The sequence below is a fragment of the Paenibacillus sp. p3-SID867 genome (genome assembly GCF_025142895.1).
In the GTDB taxonomy this organism is placed as follows: Bacteria; Bacillota; Bacilli; order Paenibacillales; family Paenibacillaceae; genus Paenibacillus_AQ.
Genome location: NZ_JAMBDM010000003.1, coordinates 206,103 through 227,582, shown reverse-complemented (window position 1 = coordinate 227,582; position 21,480 = coordinate 206,103). Strand labels below are relative to the sequence as shown.

General features: G+C 48.4%; 19 protein-coding genes. 3 read left to right on the top strand and 16 right to left on the bottom strand.

The features are described 5' to 3' along the window. Positions 1-36: 36 nt before the first annotated feature. The 8 genes from M4D81_RS07185 to M4D81_RS07150 form a co-directional block, all read right to left on the bottom strand. A complete protein-coding gene (locus M4D81_RS07185; protein WP_260065308.1) occupies positions 37-2,628 on the bottom strand; it encodes an ABC transporter permease in 2,592 nt (863 codons plus the stop codon). Further along, positions 2,625-3,308, bottom strand: coding sequence for an ABC transporter ATP-binding protein (locus M4D81_RS07180; protein ID WP_260065306.1), 684 nt, complete (start codon positions 3,306-3,308; stop codon positions 2,625-2,627). The genes M4D81_RS07185 and M4D81_RS07180 overlap by 4 nt, the downstream gene beginning before the upstream one ends. A 94-nt stretch (positions 3,309-3,402) precedes the next feature. Continuing rightward, on the bottom strand, positions 3,403-4,404 hold the full coding sequence (locus tag M4D81_RS07175) for a sensor histidine kinase (RefSeq protein WP_260065305.1): 1,002 nt from the start codon (positions 4,402-4,404) through the stop codon (positions 3,403-3,405). Then, on the bottom strand, positions 4,405-5,082 hold the full coding sequence (locus M4D81_RS07170; protein ID WP_260065718.1) for a response regulator transcription factor: 678 nt from the start codon (positions 5,080-5,082) through the stop codon (positions 4,405-4,407). A gap of 329 nt (positions 5,083-5,411) precedes the next feature. Beyond that, positions 5,412-6,206 carry an ABC transporter ATP-binding protein gene (locus M4D81_RS07165; protein WP_260065303.1) on the bottom strand — a complete coding sequence of 265 codons (795 nt, stop codon included), beginning with the start codon at positions 6,204-6,206 and terminating at the stop codon, positions 5,412-5,414. Next, positions 6,206-7,126, bottom strand: coding sequence for an ABC transporter permease (locus M4D81_RS07160; RefSeq protein ID WP_260065302.1), 921 nt, complete (start codon positions 7,124-7,126; stop codon positions 6,206-6,208). Before M4D81_RS07160 ends, M4D81_RS07165 begins: the two co-directional genes overlap by 1 nt. Positions 7,127-7,184: 58 nt before the next feature. After that, entirely contained in the window at positions 7,185-8,225 is a 1,041-nt protein-coding gene (locus M4D81_RS07155) for an ABC transporter substrate-binding protein (RefSeq protein ID WP_260065716.1), read from the bottom strand. Positions 8,226-8,516: 291 nt separating this feature from the next. After that, positions 8,517-9,155 carry an SGNH/GDSL hydrolase family protein gene (locus tag M4D81_RS07150; protein WP_260065301.1) on the bottom strand — a complete coding sequence of 213 codons (639 nt, stop codon included), beginning with the start codon at positions 9,153-9,155 and terminating at the stop codon, positions 8,517-8,519. 201 nt (positions 9,156-9,356) lie between these two features. On the opposite strand from M4D81_RS07150, the gene trhO reads away from it, so the two are divergent. After that, positions 9,357-10,262 (top strand): oxygen-dependent tRNA uridine(34) hydroxylase TrhO, encoded by a 906-nt coding sequence (gene trhO, locus M4D81_RS07145; protein ID WP_260065300.1) that lies wholly within the window; start codon positions 9,357-9,359, stop codon positions 10,260-10,262. Between the two features lie 100 nt (positions 10,263-10,362). Here the strand turns inward: trhO and M4D81_RS07140 are convergent, their stop codons facing one another. The 3 genes from M4D81_RS07140 to M4D81_RS07130 all read right to left on the bottom strand — a co-directional run bounded on the left by M4D81_RS07140 (position 10,363) and on the right by M4D81_RS07130 (position 12,816). Next, the gene (locus M4D81_RS07140; RefSeq protein ID WP_260065715.1) at positions 10,363-10,611 is read right to left on the bottom strand and encodes a YuzB family protein; all 249 of its coding nucleotides are present in this window, start codon (positions 10,609-10,611) and stop codon (positions 10,363-10,365) included. Positions 10,612-10,702: 91 nt separating this feature from the next. Continuing rightward, a complete protein-coding gene (locus M4D81_RS07135) occupies positions 10,703-11,494 on the bottom strand; it encodes an SDR family oxidoreductase (protein ID WP_260065299.1) in 792 nt (263 codons plus the stop codon). A 239-nt stretch (positions 11,495-11,733) separates the two neighbouring features. Further along, complete coding sequence (locus M4D81_RS07130; RefSeq protein ID WP_260065298.1) at positions 11,734-12,816, bottom strand: lactonase family protein; 1,083 nt, start codon at positions 12,814-12,816, stop codon at positions 11,734-11,736. Positions 12,817-12,989: 173 nt separating this feature from the next. On the opposite strand from M4D81_RS07130, the gene M4D81_RS07125 reads away from it, so the two are divergent. Next, positions 12,990-13,157, top strand: coding sequence for a hypothetical protein (locus M4D81_RS07125; protein ID WP_260065296.1), 168 nt, complete (start codon positions 12,990-12,992; stop codon positions 13,155-13,157). A 75-nt stretch (positions 13,158-13,232) separates the two neighbouring features. Here the strand turns inward: M4D81_RS07125 and odhB are convergent, their stop codons facing one another. The 4 genes from odhB to M4D81_RS07105 all read right to left on the bottom strand — a co-directional run bounded on the left by odhB (position 13,233) and on the right by M4D81_RS07105 (position 19,162). After that, positions 13,233-14,507: a 2-oxoglutarate dehydrogenase complex dihydrolipoyllysine-residue succinyltransferase gene (gene odhB, locus M4D81_RS07120; RefSeq protein ID WP_194543476.1), complete on the bottom strand. Its 1,275-nt coding sequence runs from the start codon at positions 14,505-14,507 to the stop codon at positions 13,233-13,235. 5 nt (positions 14,508-14,512) lie between these two features. Next, entirely contained in the window at positions 14,513-17,389 is a 2,877-nt protein-coding gene (locus tag M4D81_RS07115) for a 2-oxoglutarate dehydrogenase E1 component (RefSeq protein ID WP_260065293.1), read from the bottom strand. 246 nt (positions 17,390-17,635) lie between these two features. Beyond that, a complete protein-coding gene (locus M4D81_RS07110; protein ID WP_260065291.1) occupies positions 17,636-18,535 on the bottom strand; it encodes a DUF72 domain-containing protein in 900 nt (299 codons plus the stop codon). A 117-nt stretch (positions 18,536-18,652) separates the two neighbouring features. Continuing rightward, entirely contained in the window at positions 18,653-19,162 is a 510-nt protein-coding gene (locus M4D81_RS07105) for a metallophosphoesterase family protein (protein WP_260065290.1), read from the bottom strand. Positions 19,163-19,412: 250 nt separating this feature from the next. On the opposite strand from M4D81_RS07105, the gene M4D81_RS07100 reads away from it, so the two are divergent. Beyond that, complete coding sequence (locus M4D81_RS07100) at positions 19,413-20,048, top strand: LysE family translocator (RefSeq protein ID WP_260065288.1); 636 nt, start codon at positions 19,413-19,415, stop codon at positions 20,046-20,048. On the opposite strand, the gene M4D81_RS07095 is transcribed toward M4D81_RS07100, so the two are convergent. Further along, positions 20,045-21,421: an amino acid permease gene (locus M4D81_RS07095; protein ID WP_260065286.1), complete on the bottom strand. Its 1,377-nt coding sequence runs from the start codon at positions 21,419-21,421 to the stop codon at positions 20,045-20,047. The genes M4D81_RS07100 and M4D81_RS07095 overlap by 4 nt on opposite strands. Between the last annotated feature and the right edge of the window lie 59 nt (positions 21,422-21,480).

Here is a 21,480-nt window from a genome sequence, read left to right as displayed (position 1 = left end):
TCTTTCCTTGCAGTTTCAAGTCAGAGTCGGTCATTTTTATATACTCTCCTGCTTTAACGCGTCGATAATGTTATCCTTTTTTACTTTCGCGCTGGAATATAGCATGGCAGAACCAACAATGACAAATACGGCGGCAATGACAGACAGAATACTCATCCAGGGAAGGACGAATCCGTAGCTAAATTTGTTCGCAAATGCCTTATAGATCACATACATCACGATGAAGCTGATAGGAAGCCCGAACAGCAGTGATTTGGCCCCATAAACAACACTTTCGTAGTTCATCATTTTCGCAAAGCCTTTTGGCGTCATTCCAACAGATTTCAGCATCGCAAATTCCCGCTTTCGAAGAGCGATGCTCGTTGAGATCGTATTAAATATATTCGCAATCGAAATCACTGAAATTAATACGATAAAGCCATAAGAAAAGACGGACATCAATAGTATCATCTGTTCTTCCTGTTTTCTGGATTGGTACACATTGTACGCATACAGATTAGGCTCTTTCATATCTTCGATTTCCTGCTGCGTTTTCAGCGGGTCCGCACTTTTCAGATAGAGAAAGGTTTGAACGAACTCCCCGCTCTTATCGTCTGCCAGTTGATTCAGGACTTGTTCCGAGACGACAATATTTAGCCCGCCTGTTCCGACTAAGCTCATCCCCATCGGAGATCGATCCGTCAACGCCGCAATGTACACTTTACTTACATCCGTCTCTTGCTCCGTTTCCTCATGGATCGTTGTCAAATCGAGACTTTGCCCGACACTCGCATGAATTACCTTCGTTTGGACGTATTTTCCCGTATCCATATCTTTATAATCGATGATATCGATCACGATGGCGGCGGGATGATCCGGATCCGTCAGTAGCTCGTAATCTGCGCCGACTGCTTTGGCATAAGCCCGCAGGTTCGAATCGTTTAATGCAGCGATTTTAATATCATAAGGATATTTTCCGTCCTTAAGCATACTCCGATCCTTCTTGACCGCCTCCTGCAATTCATCGGCGATGGACGCTTCTTCGATCCAAGCGTTCCTGTACAACTCATGAATTACGCTGTATTCCGACACATCCGAAAGGGATGCAATGGATTGAACCAACCGATCGTCTATTCTTTTTTCATTGCCGTAAGATAGTTCGATATCATAGTTGACGCCTTCCTGCGACATAGCCAAGGTTTGTTTCAGATTACCGGTAAAAAATGATACCGTTAAAAACAAAACGATGCTGATCACGAGCGAAAATACGGTGGCATGGTATCTCCGCTTGTTCCTTTTCAAGTTTTTCAATCCGATCTCCGCTTCGATTCCGAAGAGCCTTCGAATCCATTTCGGCGTTTCCACGCTTTTGCCCGTAAGCTTCACATCGGTAGTTTGACGAATCGCATCCATGGCGGAAATCCGGGATGCTTTGACGGCCGGGAGATACGTCGAAATGAAAATCGTGAACATCGAAACAGTGCAGGCAATCAAAAGCGATAACGGCGTGACGATTACCGTTAGCTTTTCAGTAATTCCTAAAGCTCCTTGAATTGTAGCGTTAATAAACTGAAAAGTAATGCCGATCCCGGCAAGACCGCATAGGATTCCAACGGGAATGCTGATCAAGCCAATAATGACCCCCTCAAAAAACACCGAATTTCTCTTCTGCCTTTTCGTAGCCCCCACGCTTGCAAGCATCCCTAAATGACGGGAACGTTCCGAGACGGAAATCGCAAAAGCATTATAGATCAGCGAAACCGAGCCGATCATAATAACCGCCATCAGGATCACCGATAAGGAGAACATCGTGCTGTACGAGGCTTCGCTTTTGGAGACGCCATAATAATGAAGCAAATCGTGATGATATTGGACTGTTTCGATATGGTTGTTCTCTGCCAAATTTTCAGCATGAGCGAACAAAGACTGATTGATTTTTTGCAAGACGACCACCGCATTGACTCGATCGTTTGCCCCGATGAGGTTTTCATTGACATAGCTAATGGCCGTATACCCCGGGGCCCACGCCGGTTCCCATACGGGAGATTTGATGAAGCCTACGACCATGTAATCCCTTGTCATTGTATTATGCAATGTTTCGTTCTTTTCGTTATCTACGATGCGCAGCGATTCGGTTTGACCCAGCGGTTGATCGTTCCCTACCTCGAATCGTTCGCCGACGCGAAGGGTGAGACGATCTCCGAGTTCGTATTTCACCTTGGCATTCGTCGCAATAGCTTCAGAAATTACAACTTCCTTGTCTGTTTGCGGCAGACGCCCCTTGCTCAATTCAATCGGAAATTGCGCTAAACCTTGTGCATCATACGCCTTGATGAACAAATACGGCTTATTTGTATTTTGTCCCCCTTCGAATGGGGCATAGCCAAGATCCTTGGTGATTGCAAGGGTCTTGGTTGCGTCATCGTTTTTTATCGCTGCAAGCTGTTCCTTGTTGACATCCTGATATAAGACATGCCATTCCCCTTCATCCGCGATGGTTTGCCTTTTCATTAAATCCAAGTAAGAAAAACCAAGCGTAGCAACAGCCGTCACCATGGCAACTGACAACATGACACCTATGATGGTTACAAGCGTTCGTCTCTTGTTTTGCCTCAAATGTCTGACGGTAAGTTTATTGACAATATTCAAGGACGAATCACCTCGTCTTTGGCAATTCTTCCGTCCTCAATCGAAATGACCCTGTCCGCTTGCAAAGCGATTCGTTCGTCATGCGTGATCACGATCAATGTCTGGCGATAGGTTTTATTCAACATTTGTAATAAGTCGATGATCTCGCTGCTATTCTTGCTGTCCAAATTCCCAGTGGGTTCGTCCGCCAGCATAATGGCAGGATTACTAATGAGCGCTCTGCCGATCGACACCCTTTGCTGTTGTCCGCCTGATAATTGATTGGGCAGATGGTTTAAACGATGTTGCAGATTCAGAGTCTTCACCAGAGCATCCAACTGCTTCTGATCTACCTTCTGGTTATCAAGCAAGAGCGGGAGCGTAATATTCTCTTCCACCGTCAGGACGGGAATCAGATTAAAAAACTGGTAGATCAGTCCGATTTGTCTCCGCCTGAAGATGGCCAGCTGCGTTTCGTCCAAGTTATACATGTCCGTACCCTCTACGAGGACTTTGCCGCTCGTCGGCCGATCCACACCGCCCAGCATATGCAGCAGCGTGGATTTCCCCGATCCGGACGGGCCGATAATCGCGACAAATTCGCCTTTTTGAACCGAAAATGAAATATCGTCAAGCGCCTTTACCGCCGATTCGCCTGTGCCGTATATTTTAGACAAATGCTCGATTTTTAAAATTTCCAATGCAAACCCTCCATCTCGTTGCTGATGGATATCATTTTACCTGTCCAAAATGACTTTCAAGTGACTGCCAAGATGACAATTTAGTCACATACGATTAAATTACTTGTTTATAAAACTTAATTCGAAATTGCGTACCCTTGTCGCAGCTGCTTGTCACATCAATCACTCCGTTCTGACTCGCAATGATGCTGTAAGCCATCGCAAGTCCGATGCCGATGCTCCCCTCGCTCGCATTTTTCCCTTTATAAAAACGTTTAAATATATACGGTAAATCTTCTTTTGGAATTCCTTTTCCGTTATCGGCAATGATAATTTCCGTAAAGAGCGCATTTTCGGAAAAAGAAATGGCTATACGTCCGCCTTCATGCGTGTGCTCGACGCCGTTTTTCAATATATTAATGAGCGCTTCGGCCGTCCATTTGAAATCTCCGACAAAAGAGACGTTGTCATCGCCTTTGATGGAAACCGCTTGGTCCTTGATTTCCATCGGAATCAACACCGGTTCTAATGCCTTTTGTATAAGCTTATTAACGAATACTTGATCTCTTTTGAACTGGATGGTCTTTTCCTCGATTCTCGATAGCTTTAATAAGGAAGAAACAAGCCAATCGATTCGTTCAAGCTGAATACGGATATTGCGAGTGAACTCCGTTCTTTTCGCTGCAGGCAGGTCGGGTTTGCTTAATAAATCCGCCATCACCGTCATGGAGGTAAGGGGCGTTTTAAGCTGATGCGAGATATCGGAAATGGCATCCGTTAGCCCCGTTTTGTCTCGCTGCAGAAGCGACCTCTGCTCTGATAGCATAAGCGTCACTTTATAAATATCATTCTTTAAAATGCTAAGCTCACCTTCTTGATTATCGCGAGCGTCAAGTGAATAATTACCGCTGCTAATTTCACGCAAATAGACGGACAGCTTTTCAAGTTCGCCGTATCTCCATCTCGTGAATAACAGACTGCTTCCCATAAGTAAAATAGACATGATGAAAACGAGCGCCGCAGCTACAGACGAAATAAAAGCAGCCGCAACGCCCCCCGCTAAACTGATGGAACCCATAATCAACAATAAAATCTGAACCTCTCGATTACGCAGCATCTAATCACCAACCTTATATCCTAAACCGCGTACCGTTTTGATCATCGTGGGATGCTGCGGATCATCCTCCAGCTTTTCCCGTAGCCTTTTGATATATACCGTTAGCGTATTGTCGTTCACGAAGTCGCCTGCCACGTCCCAAATCTGCTCCAAAAGCTGATTTCTTGACAGAACTTGCCCCATATGGTTACCAAAAATCAACAATAAGCGATACTCCAAAGCGGTCAATGAAATTTCGGCGCCGTTTTTATACACTTTTCCTTCCAGCGTATTCATGCGAACCTGGTTCAGGTTAATAATCCCTTGGGTCTGAGGCGACTTATGGTATCTCCGCAGGACGGACTTGATCCGCGAGAGAAGCTCGCGAATACGAAAAGGCTTTGTAATATAATCATCGGCTCCCATATCAAGCCCCATAACAACATTGACCTCATCGTCGATCGCCGTTAAAAAGATGACCGGAATATCTCGTCGTTCTTTCACCATTTTGCACAATTCATAACCGCTTCCATCCGGAAGCGATAAATCAAATAAGCATAGAGCGAATTGATCTATATCTTCAGTGAGCACTTTTTTTGCAGATTCGACATCATAGCAAAGAACGGTAGAAAAGCGATCTTGCTGCAGCGAATATTCCAGCCCGGACGCAATTGTTTTATCATCTTCCACTATAATAATATTTTCATCTGCAGATCATCTTTACGAACGACCATGAAGAAATAAGCCTCCTACATTCAAATGTCCGCTAGTTCAAGCTTAGCGGTCGTCAGGCATTTCAAAGCACACTCTTGATGTTATTCCCGATTAAAGATGTGACTCACCCAACATTAACACGTTATCAGGAATCCTTGCAAAAAGCGATGGAATTGAAACCAGTCATATGATTAACCGACCTCTGTAGTTTGCTGGCCAGGAAAAAATTAGCGTATAAAAAAACGCTAAGCCTGTCAAGATTGAAGGCTTAGCGTTATATTCGTTAACATGTTTTCCGTCTCAACGCAAGATGTTTACCCAAGAACCAAACGATCATCCGACAGCTTATGGCCGCTAATCTGCTCAAATTCCCCGAGCAGTTGCTCCACCGTCAGAGATTTCTTGCGCTCTTCGTTTACATCCAGAATGATACGTCCTTTGTCCATCATAATGAGGCGATTGCCTAAACGGATGGCCTGCTCCATGTTATGCGTGACCATGAGCGTGGTCAGCTTCATGTCGCGTACGATGTCATCGGTTATTCGGGTGATCAGCTCCGCACGCGCCGGATCAAGCGCTGCCGTATGTTCATCCAGCAGCAGAATTTGAGGCTGCGTGAAGGTCGCCATCAGCAAGCTTAGCGCTTGACGTTCCCCTCCGGACAGCATCCCTACTTTGGCCCGGAGCCGATCCTCGAGACCAATGCCGAGCCGCTCTAAATGATTGCGGAAACCAGCGCGCTTGGAGGCTGTAACGCCAATGCTGAGTCCACGGGACTGACCGCGGCGATGAGCCATCGCCAGATTCTCTTCAATGGTCATATGCGGCGCAGTGCCGGCCATCGGATCCTGAAATACCCGGCCGATCCAACGGCTGCGACGATATTCCGGCAGATGGCCAATTGAAGTGCCGTCAATGCGTACTTCGCCCGCATCGGGCTTCATTACCCCGGAAATAATATTCATCAGCGTAGATTTGCCTGCACCATTACTTCCGATAACCGTTACGAAATCCCCCGGCTTCAAGTGAAGATTGATATCCATCAAGGCAATCTTCTCGTCCACGGTTCCCGGATTGAACAGCTTGGACACACGGTTCATTTCCAGCATCAGAGCGCACCTCCTTTGGTCTTCCCTTGCGTAGCTAACAGTTCGGTTGAGCGCCTCCGTGCCTGTGAACGCTGCTTCATCGCCCGATTGATGGTCGGAACCACGAGAGCAATAATGACAATGATCGCTGTGATCAATTTTAAATCCGACGCTTCGAGCCATGGGATCTCATAAGCAGCAGCAACAACAATCCGATAAATAATCGAACCGCAGACGACAGCCAGCGTCGTCCGGAACACCGAACCGGTCCCCAGCACGGCTTCGCCAATAATAACGGATGCCAGACCGATAACAATCATTCCGATACCGGAGCCGATGTCCGCAAAACTGGATTGCTGGGCCACCACAGCCCCGGATAAAGCTACCAGTCCGTTCGAGATGCTGAGTCCCAGAATGGTTGTTGTGTCCGTGTTCGCACCAAAGCTGCGGATCATCCGCTTGTTATCACCTGTCGCCCGCAGCGCAAGGCCAAGGTCCGTGCGGAAGAATGCATCCAGCAGTAGCTTTCCGATAATCACGATTACCAACATAATATAGATCGGATCAATAGTTCCGAAGATAATTTTTTCCTGGCTTAGTGAGATGTTAGGCTTGCCCATAATTCTCATATTAATCGAGTACAGCGCAATCATCATAATAATACCTGAGAGCAATCCATTGATCTTACCCTTGGTGTGCAGCAATCCTGTACAGATACCGGCTAACATCCCTCCGGCAAATGCAGCCAGCGTAGCGAGCCATGGATTCACACCGTTGGTAATCAGAATCGCTGCAATCGCTGCGCCTGTCGTAAAACTTCCATCCACTGTTAAATCCGGAAAATCCAATATTCGGAACGTAATATATACACCGAGCGCCATCAACGCATACAGCAGCCCCAATTCAATCGGACCATCCAGCTTCATCACGAAATCCAGCATGTCTTTGACCTCCTTTAGGATTAAGCAAGGCGCGGGCTGTTATCTCCGCGCCTTACAGTTACTCAATGATGTTGTTGTCCGGGTCTTTGACTTCCTGTTTCATGGCGTCGGTCACTTCAATTCCATATTCAGCCGCAACCTTCGTGTTCAGGATCAGATCCAGCTTATCCGGCTTCGTGATTTCCATGTCCGCCGGATTTTTGCCGTTTTTCAGGATCTCTACAGCCATCTGTCCAACTTGATAGCCGTGGTCGTAATACTTAAATCCAACCGTTGCAAAAGCCCCCTTCTCCACCGTATCGCGGTCACTGGAGAAGAACGGAATTTTATTTTTTTGTGCTGTCTGAATAATTGTCTCGACTCCACTTACTACAGTATTATCTAGCGTGATATAAAAGGCATCGACTTTACCGACTAGCGATTCCGCTGCTTGCTTCACTTCCGAAGTATTGGTAACGGCAGCTTTTACAAGCTCGATTCCATGCTCCGAAAGTACCTCTTCTGCTGTGTTGGCCATAACAACCGCATTTGCTTCTCCTTCATCTAAGACCAAACCAATTCTCTTAACATTTGGAAAATGAGTACTAACAAAATTCATCAACTCTTTGGTTGCTTCAGGATTCGTATCGGATGCCCCGGTGATGTTGCCGCCGGGTTTCTTCAAATCGCTGACCAGCTTCGCATCAAGCGGATCTGTCACCGCTGCAAACAAGACCGGCTTCTCCTTCACGTTCTGTGCCACAGCCTGTGCCGAATCGGTTGCAATTGCGACCACCAGATCCGCTTTCGTATCCTTCAGCTTCTGGCCGATCGACAGGTTGTTCGCTGGATCGCCTTGCGCATTGTTATAATCGATTTTCAGCGTATTGTCTTCCTCGGAAATTCCGGCTTCCTTCAATGCCGCCAGAATGCCTTCCCGCGTTGCATCCAAGGATGGATGCTCTACGATCTGCGAAATAGCGATGCTATAGGATTTCTTCTCCGCTTCTCCGCCGCTGCCCGTTTGAGTCGTACCGCCACCTTCCGGCTTGTCCCCGCATCCTACAGCTGTAACCAGCAGTGCGGAGAGTGTAAGTGATAACCACATTTTTCTCTTCATCATGATTCCCCTCTCATTTGTTAACCGCTTCGTTCTTAAACCATAATTTTCTACATAAAGCGACAACGCTTCCCCGCTTTCATCGACGAAAGCATTAAAGTCAAAAAATAGGTCGTTCCAATTGAACAACGGTCTATTATGAACATTTTATATGTACCCAATTGTTTTCGTCAATCAAGATTTTATAAAGCGTGTAATGGTTTACATAAAGAACATCCCCGGACATTACACGCTTCCGGGGATGTCAGCTAAACGAAATATTATTTATATAGTAGAAAAAATTCGGAACGTCTACAAAATGGACCGGCCCTGCATCGTCGCTAACCACGCTTCTGCCATGAGCGAATGACCTGCGGGGGAAGGATGAACACCGTCAGATGCCCAGTAACTCATCTCTATCTTGGAGCTGGCTGCAGCAAAAATGCCGTCGAGTGGAACGTACAGCGTCTCAAATTCTCGCGATAATTCGCGAACGGCCTGAATTTTGGGATCCAGATCCTCCCGCCATTCCTTCTTCGCTTCCGTAACAGGCAGCAAGAACGGCTCCATAAGAATAAAATTCGCGCCGGTTAACTCGCGGGTTTGGATAAGCAGCTCACGATACCCTTCATAGTAGGCTTCCACGGACGTTGCTTCCCCCCGGTTATACTTCCTGCCGGTCTCATTAATACCGACCAGGATGGATACCCATGTCGGATCCAGGTCAATGCAATCTTCCTCCCAGCGCCCCCGCAGATCGACGACCCGGTTACCGCTGATTCCGCGGTTTACAAAACGCAGCCTTTTCAAAGGCAGCTCCATTCCAAGCCGGGCAGCAGCCATCAGCGCATATCCATGCCCCAAACTGTCTGACTCCTCGTAATTTCGCCCGCAATCGGTAATACTGTCGCCTTGAAACAAGACGAGTGCATTTTGCTCGATATGTACCATGCTGTTCAACGCCTCCAATAATTGAAAGTGTTCTCAAGCTCACCCCTTCATCATAACCGCTTTCCTGCAATCGTGAAACCCCTTAAATTCACATATCATGGCAAACTTTCTATACATTTAAGTTGACTATGTGAAGTGAATTCACTACAATTCTATAGGTACACGTATGGCTGAATATATAAAAGAACAGGTGATTAAATCATGTCAGAGCAACAGAACTATCAGATCCTTCTCTATTATAAATTTGTTCAAATCCCGGACCCTGAAGCGTTCAAAGACGAGCATCTGCAATACTGCAAAGATCTTGGACTCAAAGGACGTATCCTGGTTGCCTCCGAAGGCATCAATGGCACGGTATCCGGCACGATTGAACAAACTGAGCAATATATGCAGGATATGCACGCCAACCCGCTATTTGCGGACATGGTGTTTAAGATTGACCCTTCCGAAGGACATGCATTCAAAAAGATGTTTGTCCGTCACCGCGAAGAACTCGTTACTTTTCGTGTCGAGGATGAACTCAACCCCAACGAGATTAGCGGAAAACGCTTGTCGCCCCAGGAATTCTTTGAACACTTGCAGCGTGATGATGTCATCGTCATCGACGGGCGGAATGACTACGAATACGATATCGGCCACTTCCGCAATGCGATACGTCCAGAGGTGCAATCCTTCCGTGAGTTTCCGGAGTGGATTCGCGAGAACCTGAGCGAGCACAAGGATAAAACCATCCTGACTTACTGCACAGGGGGCATTCGCTGCGAGAAGCTGACCGGTTTCATGCTTAAGGAAGGTTTCAAAGACGTTGCCCAGCTTGAGGGCGGCATTGTCACCTACGGTAAAGACCCTGAAGTACAAGGCCGTCTGTTCGACGGGAAATGTTATGTATTTGATGAGCGTATTGCCGTGCCGATCAATCAAACGGACGAGGATGTCATCGTTGGTAAATGCCACCATTGCGGAAAGCCGGAAGATCGGTACATCAATTGCGATAATGACGCTTGCCACCTGCAGCATGTATGCTGCGAAGAGTGTGAGGAGCTTCATCATAGCTGCTGTTCTGCGGAGTGTGAAGAGATTGTTGCTGCAAGCCACAATGCTTCCTGAGCCAACCCAGCCATAAATGCTATAACCAAACGAAAGGGCAAGATGCGAATCACTCGCACCTTGCCCTTTTACTATACAATCTCGTCTGCATTCAGACGTATTAAATATCATGGAAAACAGCCAGTTCAGCTTCGATAGCAGCTTTGATCTTCTCGATGCATTCTTCCGTCGTTGCCGCGAATACACGTTTACCATTCACCAGTGCATATGGCCGCAGCTTGCACAGACCGCAAAGATTCATGCAATCCGCCCGCAGGACAGCGATTTCGGGATACAATTCCTCAAGATGCTCAAGCTCCAAAGCACTCATCAAGTTGCTGTCGCATATTTCCACAACGACAATCCCCATGCCCATCTTCATCACCACTATTCAATTTGACAATACGTTCATTCATTATGAGGAAAACGCCCGAATTTGTCAAATCGATCGTTGTGGAAGATCAATGAATGAGGGATTCCGCCCCATCAATGTAGATTTCAGTGCCGGTAATATGGGAGGCATCATCGGATGCAAGAAATGCTACAAGCTGGGCAACCTGTGAAGGCTGTCCCGGTCCATCCGCCAGAGGCTGATCACCTTCCGGATATTCAATTGGGATCGTCACCTCGTCCAGCTCTGGCTTCGCGATGGTGCTCTCATCAATGTTGGTGGCAATCGCGCCGGGGCAAATGGCATTCACCCGGATTTTATAACGTGCAAGCTCCAGAGCTGCCATCTTCATGAAAGCCACCTGCCCGGCCTTCGTGGTGCTGTAGGCTGAGAAACCAAAGCCGGTAAACACCCGGTTACCGTTAATGGAGCTCGTAATGATGATACTTCCTCCATGCTCCTTCAAATAGGGAATCGCGTATTTAACCGTGGCAAACGTTCCTCTTAGATTGGTATTGATTGTAGCATCCCATTCATCCAGCTCCATGATCTCGATCGGGGCCTTGGTCCCGTTGATCCCGGCGTTGGCAAACACGATATCAATCTTTCCCCACTTCTCGGCAGCCTGGCTAAAGCAATCTTTCAGCGATTCCGCTTTGGAAATGTCACAGTTGCCGGTTAGCGCTTCGCCCCCGCCTTGTTCAATCGTTTGTTTAACCTTCTCCACACGTTCACGATCAATATCGATCAACAGCAGATTAGCTCCTTGGTCTGCCAAAAGAAGGGCTGCGGCCTGGCCGATTCCGGAACCAGCACCGGTAACGATGGCTACTTTACCATCCAAACGTTGATTAGTTGACATTGCCACAACCTCCTCGTTTAAGTTTTCTTGATTATAGATAACCCAACGAGTCCGTGTCTGAATCTTGGTACCTCGAGCTGTTATGATGCGTGTACGTAATCAATCTCTTCTCTGCTCGAAATCTCCTGTCAGGTAAAAAAGAAACCGCTCCTCGACTCATCATGGCAAACAGCTTACCACTTGAGCCGTAAGAACGATCTCTAAGTTCATTCGCTATGCGATTACTTGTTCTTTCGAACCTAAAGCTGGAATACCGCTGGTTTTACGCATACCGGTTTGGACTGCGAAACCATATATCCTGTAAAGGCAAGCTTGCCATCCTCCGGATTCACCTTAAACAATACCAGGTTATTCCCATCTCTATTGGCAACAACCAAGAACTTGCCACCCGGCATGAGTGTAAAATGACGCGGGTGCCCGCCTTCTGTCGATATATATTGGACCGGGCTTAAGCGACCGGTATCTTCATGCACGTTGAATACAACAAGGCTGTCATGTCCGCGGTTAGATCCATATACCGTTTTGCCATCCGCAGACACGGCGATTTCGGCGCAGTAACTCTCCCCGTCAAAATCCGCAGGCAGTGTCGATATCGTCTCCAGTACCTCAAAACGACCTTCGTCTTGGATATAGCGAAGCACCGTGACACTGGAATTCAGCTCGTTGATGACATATGCGTAAGCACCGCTTGGGTGGAACGCCAGATGACGAGGGCCTACGCCCGCTTCCAGCTGGGTTTCGCCATGAAAGCTCAATTCTTGGGCATTCTCATTTACCGTGTAAGCGAGAATTTTGTCCAGTCCCAAGTCCTGTACGAACACGTATTGACCATCCGGACTGTAAAACGCCGAATGCGCTCTGGATTGCTGATCTCCCTGCACAGTTACGAGATCGGCATGTTTCTTCTCATCCAGCAGTTCACCGGCTTGTCCATCCTTACCGATTGCATGAAGGCCTACCAACCCTCCATGATAACTCGAAACAATCAGATACTTACTCGCTTCATCTCGCTGGATATGGCAAGTAGAGCTGCTCACACTGCGAACACGGCTGCCTTCGGTCAGCTTGCCGGCAATAGGGTCAATCTCAAAGCTGATGACCTCGCCAGCCTTACCGCCATCCTCTGAAATTTCGCCAATGGCATATAAACGTCTGGCTTCCGGGTCCACGTTCAGGAAGGTCGGATTCTTAATGCCGGACACCTCATCAAGCAGCTTCAATTCGCCGCTATCCTCGTTAAATTCATATACGCATATTCCGCTTTGGTTGTCTTCCGCATACGCACCTGTAAATAGCAGCGTACGCTGGGATGGATTCGCCATAATGCCTATCTCTCCTCTCGTTTATCTATAATGATCATGATTTATGTAATGGACTATCAGTTACCATGTTAACTTCAACCCCAATGAAAATCAAATGACTTGATGTCCGAGGCCTGTTTGTCTTTTGCCATACCGGGTATGTATGTATTATATCGACTGAAGGAGGTATTCCCATGAAACAACCCAACAGCGAGGAAGTACGCAATCAGCAGAATGCGGAGAATGACTCTCAGGAACAAAGAGACAAGGTGAAGAAACATCAGGATGTGGAGCCTCAGGCTGAAAATTGGAATCCTCGGGATCTCCCCGATCCGAACGAAGACGATAAATCAAAATCATAATCGCTAATGTAAGAAGGCCGCATGGCAATGTCCATGCGGCCTTCTTATTATGATTGTGTCGCAAAGCTTGGATAGTTAGCCTTCCAGAAGCAGCGACTCTGGATCTTCAAGGAGCTCTTTAACCGTTACCAGGAAGCGAACCGCTTCGGAACCATCAACGATCCGATGATCATAAGACAATGCGATGTACATCATAGGACGATTCTCCATACGCTCAGCATCAATCGCTACCGGGCGAAGCTGGATTTTGTGCATGCCGAGGATACCCACCTGCGGCGTATTCAGGATCGGCGTAGACAACAGCGAGCCGAAGACGCCGCCATTCGTAATCGTAAATGTACCGCCTTGCAGTTCAGACAAGGACAGCGCATTATTTCGAGCCTTCGCAGCCAGATTGCCGATTTCCTTCTCAATCTCAGCAAAGCCAAGACGATCTGCATCGCGCACGACCGGAACAACAAGTCCTTCTTTCGCGGACACCGCAATACCGATATCATAGAATTTCTTCACAACAATATCATCGCCATCGATCTCGGCATTCAGATGCGGGAATCTCTTCAACGCACCTACAACCGCCTTGGTGAAGAAGGACATGAAACCGAGGCCTACGTCATGCTTCTCTTGGAAAGCTTGCTTACGACGCTTGCGCACATCCAGGATCGCTGTCATATCCACTTCATTGAAGGTAGTCAGCATGGCAGCCGTATGCTGCGCTTCGACCAAACGATTCGCAATCGTCTGACGACGACGGGACATGCGAGTGCGTTCTACCGGCTTGCCATACTCAGCGGCCGGAGCTTGTGCTGCCGGTGCGGCAGTGGAAGCTGCAGGCTTGCTTGGTGCAGCAGGCTGCTTGGCTTCATTATGATTCTTCACATCATCATGGTAAATCCGACCGATTGGATCGCGGCCCTGTACCTGGTCCAGATCAATCCCGCGTTCACGAGCCAGTTTGCGTGCGGATGGCGATGCAGTCAGACCCGCTCCTTCCTCGTTCTGAGCCGGTACCGGAGCTTGCGGCTTCGGTGCTTCTGCTGCGGGTGCCGGAGCAGCCTCCGTTTGTGCGGATGCTGGAGCTTCAGCCGCCTTCGCTGCCGGTGCGCTTGCAACGCCTTCCTGCGGAGAAATTTGACCGATGACTTCACCGATCGTTACATTCTCCCCTTCTTGACGAAGGATTTTTTCCACAACGCCTTCAGACTCTGCGCTAATTTCAAGATTAACCTTATCCGTTTCTAACTCGAGCAGCACATCACCGATGTTAACGCTATCCCCTTCTTTAACGTGCCATTTGAATATCGTTCCTTCGGTGATGGATTCGCCCATAGCTGGTACAGTAATTTCGCTCACAGCCGCTACCTCCCCAATGAGATCTCTTGATTTATAGTTTTACGATTAAGGGCAAAAGAAATGATGGTCTGTTGCTCATAAGCATGAACATCCTGATAGCCGCTAGCAGGGCTGGAACGCTCAGGACGTCCGCTGTAACGGACCTCTGTGCCTTTAGGTGCAATTTCACGAATTCTTGGTTCCATGAAGCTCCAGCTGCCCATGTTCTGAGGTTCTTCCTGAACCCACAGAATCTCTTTCAGGTTCGGATACTTCTGCAGCACACGGGAAATTTCTTCTTTAGGGAATGGATACAGCTGTTCCACACGAAGAATATGAATCCAGGACTGATCCTGATCCTTCTGCTTATCCAGCGCATCCTCCAAATCGATGGCAACTTTCCCCGAGCACAGAACAAGGCGCTCCACCTTCTTCGGTGATTGGCCAAGACCCGGCTGCTCCATCACTTTCTGGAAACCGCCCTCACTGAACGCGTTCACAGGCGATGCCACGCGCGGATTACGAATCAAGCTCTTCGGTGCCATAATCACCAGCGGTCTGGCATCTTCCGTTTCCGTCAAGGAAGCCTGTTTGCGCAGCAGATGGAAATACTGAGCAGCGGAAGTCAGATTCGCAACCGTCCAGTTGTCTTCTCCACTCAGCTGGAGGAAGCGTTCCAGTCTTGCACTGGAGTGCTCAGGACCATTTCCTTCATACCCGTGAGGAAGCAGCATAACCAAGCTGGACTTCTGTCTCCACTTCGAGCGGCCGGCCGTGATGAACTGATCAATGATAACCTGGGCACAGTTAACGAAATCACCATACTGCGCTTCCCAGATCACTAAAGTCTCCGGAGAGTACACATTGTAGCCATATTCAAATCCAACGACGGCTGCTTCGGTCAACGGGCTGTTATAGATCGCAAACGATGCCTTAGCTTGCGGCAACCGGTGCAGCGGGCAGAAGGTCTCTCCATTAACCGCATCGTGAAGCACGAGGTTACGATGGGCAAACGTTGCACGTTCGGCATCCTGTCCCGTAATCCGGATCGGCTTGCCGTCGGCAAGAATCGTAGCGAAAGCCAGCGTTTCGGCATGACCCCAGTCCACCTTCTCGCCCTCGTCGAGCGAGTTGCTGCGGCGCTCGAGAATACGTTGAAGCTTCGGATATACCGTAAAGCCTTCCGGCCACTGCAGGAGCTCGCGATTAATCCCGCGCAGCACTTCTGCAGACACATTCGTAGCTGCTTCCGTCTTGGATTTACCGTCCGTAGCGTTCAGTCCAAGCAGGATCTGATCAACAGGATCCTTCGACTTCACGCTCTCGTAAGAATTCTTCAGGACCTCCAGAACGCTATTCTTCAGACCGTCCACTTGTTCTTGGGTCAGAATGTTTCCATCCACCAGTTTCTTCATATAAATCGTGCTGACGGTTGGATGGTTCTTCACCTTCTGGTAGATCAGCGGCTGGGTTGTTTCCGGATCATCGGTTTCGTTATGGCCATATTTCCGGTAACCGACAAGATCAATCAGAATGCTCTTCTTGAACTTGTTGCGATAATCGCTGGCTAGACGAGCAACCGCGATACATGCTTCCGGATCATCCGCGTTCACGTGGATAATCGGAATCTCATATCCTTTCGCCAAGTCACTCGCATAATGAGTGGATCTGGAATCCTTGCCTTCTGTCGTAAATCCGATACGGTTATTCACGATAATGTGAATCGATCCGCCCGTACGGAATGCCGGCAGTTTATTAAAGTTCAAGGTTTCCGGCACGATCCCTTCGCCAGGGAACGCGGAATCACCATGAATTTGAATGCTCAGCGCTTTGTTTACATCCTGCTTCGGATAACCCGCTTCACTGCGATCCTCCTGAGCAGCACGAGCAAAGCCCTCAACCACCGGATTGACGTACTCCAGGTGACTCGGGTTGTTCGCAAGGGTAATCCGAACCTGCCGTGCTTCATCCTTCTTCAGATAACGGTCCGCGCCCAAATGATATTTCACGTCACCTGTCCAGCCATAGTTAATGCCCATGGAGCCTTCGGATGGAACGAGATGTTTATTCGGAGAGTGCATGAACTCCGAGAAAATCTTGCTGTAATCCTTGCCCAGTACATGAGCGAGGACGTTCAAGCGACCGCGGTGTGCCATCCCCACGAGGATGGAATTGACATCCACTTCGGCCATTTGGCGAACAATCTCGTCAAGCAGCGGTACAAGTGCTTCGTTGCCCTCAACCGAGAAGCGTTTCGCACCTACGAACGTGCGGTGCAGGAATTCCTCGAATTGCTCGGCCTCAAGCAGCTTTTTCAAAAGCCCCCTGCGCTCTTCTACGCTCATGGCGGACAAATAACGTCCCGATTCTGCCTGCTCGTTGAGCCATTTGCGTTCTTCTTCATCGTGAACATGGCTAAATTCATAGGCAATGGAGCCTGTATATAGTTGTAACAGCCGCTGGATTGCCTCTAAGCCATTCTTGATATCGCTAGGAGCCTCCTCCCAGACGATCTCTGCAGGCAGGGCTGCCAAATCCGCTTGGCTGAGTTGGTAGCTTTCTGGTTGAAGCAGACGCGTGTCAGCTTCGTTTCCAATTCCAATCGGATCAATGTCGGCGGCCAGATGACCGTAGGTTCTAATGTTCCATACCAGTTTGCCGGCAGCTACCCCTTTTTTCAACAATTGCGGGTCGTAGCTAACACCTTGTCCCTGCGAATCCGCTTTCTTTTCATTGTTTTCCAAAGATGGAGGCGGTCCCCAGCTGGCGAACAGCTCACGGTATCCTGGCTCCACAGATTGCGGGTCTTGCAAAAACTTCTCATACTGATCTTGAATGTACCCCAAGTTCGGACCGTGATATTTCTGCCAAGGTCCATCTGTCATTCTGTCAAGGGTCTTCATCGCTGACTCCCTCCGTCAGATTATTTTGATTGCTCAAGGACGGAATTTCTAATTTTACATTTTACGTACTGCATTTTACATTAAATAAACGTTTTCTTACGATTACATTATAATACACTTGGCCTCAATACCGAAAATACCCTTTATATATAATAATGATCTCAGAAACAGATGAATTTGCGTCAATTTTTTGACGATTTGTCCATGAACCACCCATTTCTCTGTATAGGGTTCCAATTAAAGTCATTATTCTGAAAAAGTATCCACTTCCAGCCAGTCCATCTGCCGCAGCGGTTCAGGTCCGGTATCCATCCCCAGCAGCCGGAGAAGCTGTTTGGCGTTATCGGAAGCATCGCCTCCCGAATTGTTATTGAATATGATCCAGCACTGCTTCGACTTCTCAAGCAATTGCTCGATCCATCCCTTCCACTGCTCCAATTCCTCTAAGCTGTAACGGTATAAATATCGCACCTCGCGCCAGTTGGTCTGACCGCTGGAGTGCCACCCTTCGGCGTTTCGTCCATGCATCCGGATCATCACAGCTTCTGTACCCGTTGTCTCAAGAACGACCGGTACGGATCCAATACCTGCTTGCGGCTCATCGGCGATGCTGTGAATCCAGCCCTCGCTTCGCATAAACTCAAGCGTCCTCTCCCGAAACTCCGGCGCATACCAGCTCTGATGCCGAAATTCCAGGGCTACGGGCACATCCTTCATCCACTCCCGCGTCCGCTTCAGAATGTCCACGTGTTTGCGTTCGCACCCGAACCAGGGCGGGTATTGAAACAGAACGGTCCTTAATTTGTCCGCAGCCCGCAACTCCTCAACTGACGTGAGCAAATGATCAAACATCGTTTTGACGCTAGGATATCTGTCCTTGCCCTGGCCGCGTGCATGACCTGTCATGCCTTGATAAGCTTTTACAATAAAACCGAAGTGGTCTGGGACGGCAGCTGCCCACTTATTCATTTGTTCCGCTGACGGTATGGCATAGAACGAATTGTCCATCTCCACGAGGGGAAAATGCCGGCTGTACATTTCCAGCCTGTCCGAAGGCCTCGCCCCTTCATCATACAGCTTGTCATGATCTCCCCAGCCGGACAGGCCCACCTGAATTACATGCTCATACTTTTCTTCCTTTAACATAACAATCCTCTCATCCACATGATTTACCATATCGGGGACTTCTATTAATTAACCTCAAGCGGGATATTTCAAAAGCAGGCAACCCCTTACTGATTTTACCATTGCCTTCAAATATGCTTACTTCTGATCGTAAAAAACATGATGCGCCTCCAGTATTCCGTTCTCGATGAGCATCCTTCCATAGGAGTACCGGGGCTGCCGCCTTTTATCCGTGGCGGAACCGGGATTGAAGAGCAGCACCCCTTGCACATGTTCTTTAAACGGGATATGGGAGTGACCGAACAAGATACAATCCACCTCCGTGTCCGCAAAATCCTTCCTTGCGCGAGAGGGCGTTGTTCCTCCTTGTCCGTGCCCATGCACCATACCGATGCGTTTGCCTTCGATTTCGACCAGCTTCTTGTAACCTAACCGTTCGATAATCCGCTCATCGTCCACATTTCCGGCTACACCTTCCACCGTGGCATATTGACTAAGCTGTTCATAGAGCTCCCAATTGGACCAGTCACCAGCATGAAGGATAAGATCCGAATGCCTTATATCTTCAAGCAGCGAGGCTGGGAGCTCTTTCGCTTTTCTTGGCATATGAGTGTCTGACAATACCGTAATCCGAAATGGATGACTCATCTTGATGGCCCCCTTCTTCATGATATGAAATGCTGAGAAATCTGCTTTCTAATACCAATCTATATCCTACCAAATAATCGAATCCAAACAAAACCGCGCAGAGTGAGCTGCGCGGTTTGCTGGTCAGTTACCTGACAGAAAAAAATTTCCAATCTTAAGTTTTAGTTTGTCCATGTGCTGAATACAATGTACGAGCATGAGGGTACAAGCTTTCTTACTTATCCATGTTCATGACGAGAGGTGGAAGTCAATGAGTATTTTTATTAGCTACATGATTCTGGGCCTTTCTCTATCAGCCCCCGTAGGCCCGGTCAATGCAGCGCAGCTCGACAAGGGGATCAAGAAAGGTTTTTGGCATGCATGGTTGTTTGGCATCGGCGCGGTCCTGGCGGATATCCTTTATATGATTTTGGTCTACCTGGGCGTTGTTCACTTTCTGAGTACGCCGTTTATGCAGACCTTCCTTTGGCTGTTTGGTGCCTTTGTTCTTATTTACTCCGGGCTGGAAAGCATCCTGAATGCCCATAAAGTGACGATCAGCCAAGAGAGTAGTGAAGATTCAATATGGAGAAGTATGCTCTCCGGATTTCTCATGTCCGTATCCAATCCGATGACGATTCTATTCTGGCTTGGCATTTACGGCTCCATTCTTATCAAAACTGCGGCGGATGAGGGATCCGGAAATCTGTTCCTCTACAGCGTGGCCGTTATCGCTGGAGTCGTGATATGGGATTTGTTCATGGCTGCGCTTGGCAGCGTATTCCGCCGATATTTGAGCAATAGAGCCCTTTCCCTGGTCTCCATTCTTTCCGGAATCTCGTTGATCATCTTCGGCGTTTATTTTGGAATCCGAGCTCTTGCCCTGCTATATCCGCTCATATTCTAACGGGCCGGCTTAGGACGAAGCTTGGGCTTGTCCGCCTCTCTGGCATGGCCTTGCCCGGATTTCTTCCACACGGAGCGCATGCATAGTACCACCAGACCGATTACCAGAATAAACCCAAGACTGATCCAGAGCCCCGGCCGACTCGTGGGGTGCAGTGCGGTTCCACATACAGCAGCCGCAATCAGAAGCATTCCGATATATCGTTTGATCTTGCCCCAAACCGTAAGCTCTATAAGCCGGCCCGCCGATATGAGGATGAAGAACCAATTATACAGCAGCATAAGTCCTGCACCGGTGGTCAAATACTCATAAATTTTGCCTGGCATGAGCAGTGACAACACAATGGATACAATCAATCCGACAGCTGTAAGGGATAGTGCATATATAGGCGTATCCCGCTTAAACTTTTTCATGGCAAACAACTTGGGAGCGTCCTTATCCTCGGATAACGTAACCAGCATCGTCGTCACAGCATACAGCGAAGCAACCATGGTCGAGAAACCGGCTATAATCAATACAGCATTAAATATATGCGGGATAAAAGGAAGCTGGTAGGAGCTTAGCGCCACCACAAAGGGACTTTTCGTCGTGGAGAATTGATTCCAGGCCACCATGATCACCGCCATCCCAATAGAAAGAACGTATACGATGGATAGCAGCAGAATCATCACTCTACCTGCTTTAGGCGCTTCCTTCGGATTCTTTAAGCGAATCGCCATAACCCCCATGACTTCGATTCCGCCAAAGGCATAAAACGCAAAAATCAGGGACGACCACATGCCCATGCCGCCTGCCGGAAAAATTGCGTTCAGGCTGCCTGGAACGTGCAGCTTCGACCCTCCTTTTAACCACCCCATCAGGGCGGCAGCAGCAATGACGAGAAACATGACAATCGCGGCGATCTTAATCACAGCCAATACATTCTCCAGCCGGTCAAAGCCTTTGTTCCCGATCCATATGACAAACAGCCCCAATACGGCATAACCTGACGCAAATATCCACATCGGAATGCCAGGAAACCAAAAACGCGAGAAAATCGCAAGCGCCGTCATCTGGCTCCCCATGATCAACACTTCGGAGCACCAGTACATCCATCCTGTAGAGAAGCCTGCCCATCGGCCATAGGCTTTTTTGGCGTAGGTTCGGAACGAGCCCTTCTGCGGGTCCTCGGCCGTCATCCTTGACAGCACATCAAATACGAAGAAGGTGGCTGTCGCCGCCAGTATTATCGATAGAAGAAAAGCCGGTCCTCCCAGCCGGATACCTAATGCAGATCCGAGAAAATACCCTGTGCCGATCGTTGATGCAACCCCCAGCAGCGATAGCTGCCACCATTTCAAGTTCCCTGCCTCCGTCTTCGCCCCTTTGTTCACGGTTCAATCCTCCAGAATATTGTTATGGGTTCGTTCAAAACTTTCCTTATTATGAAGGG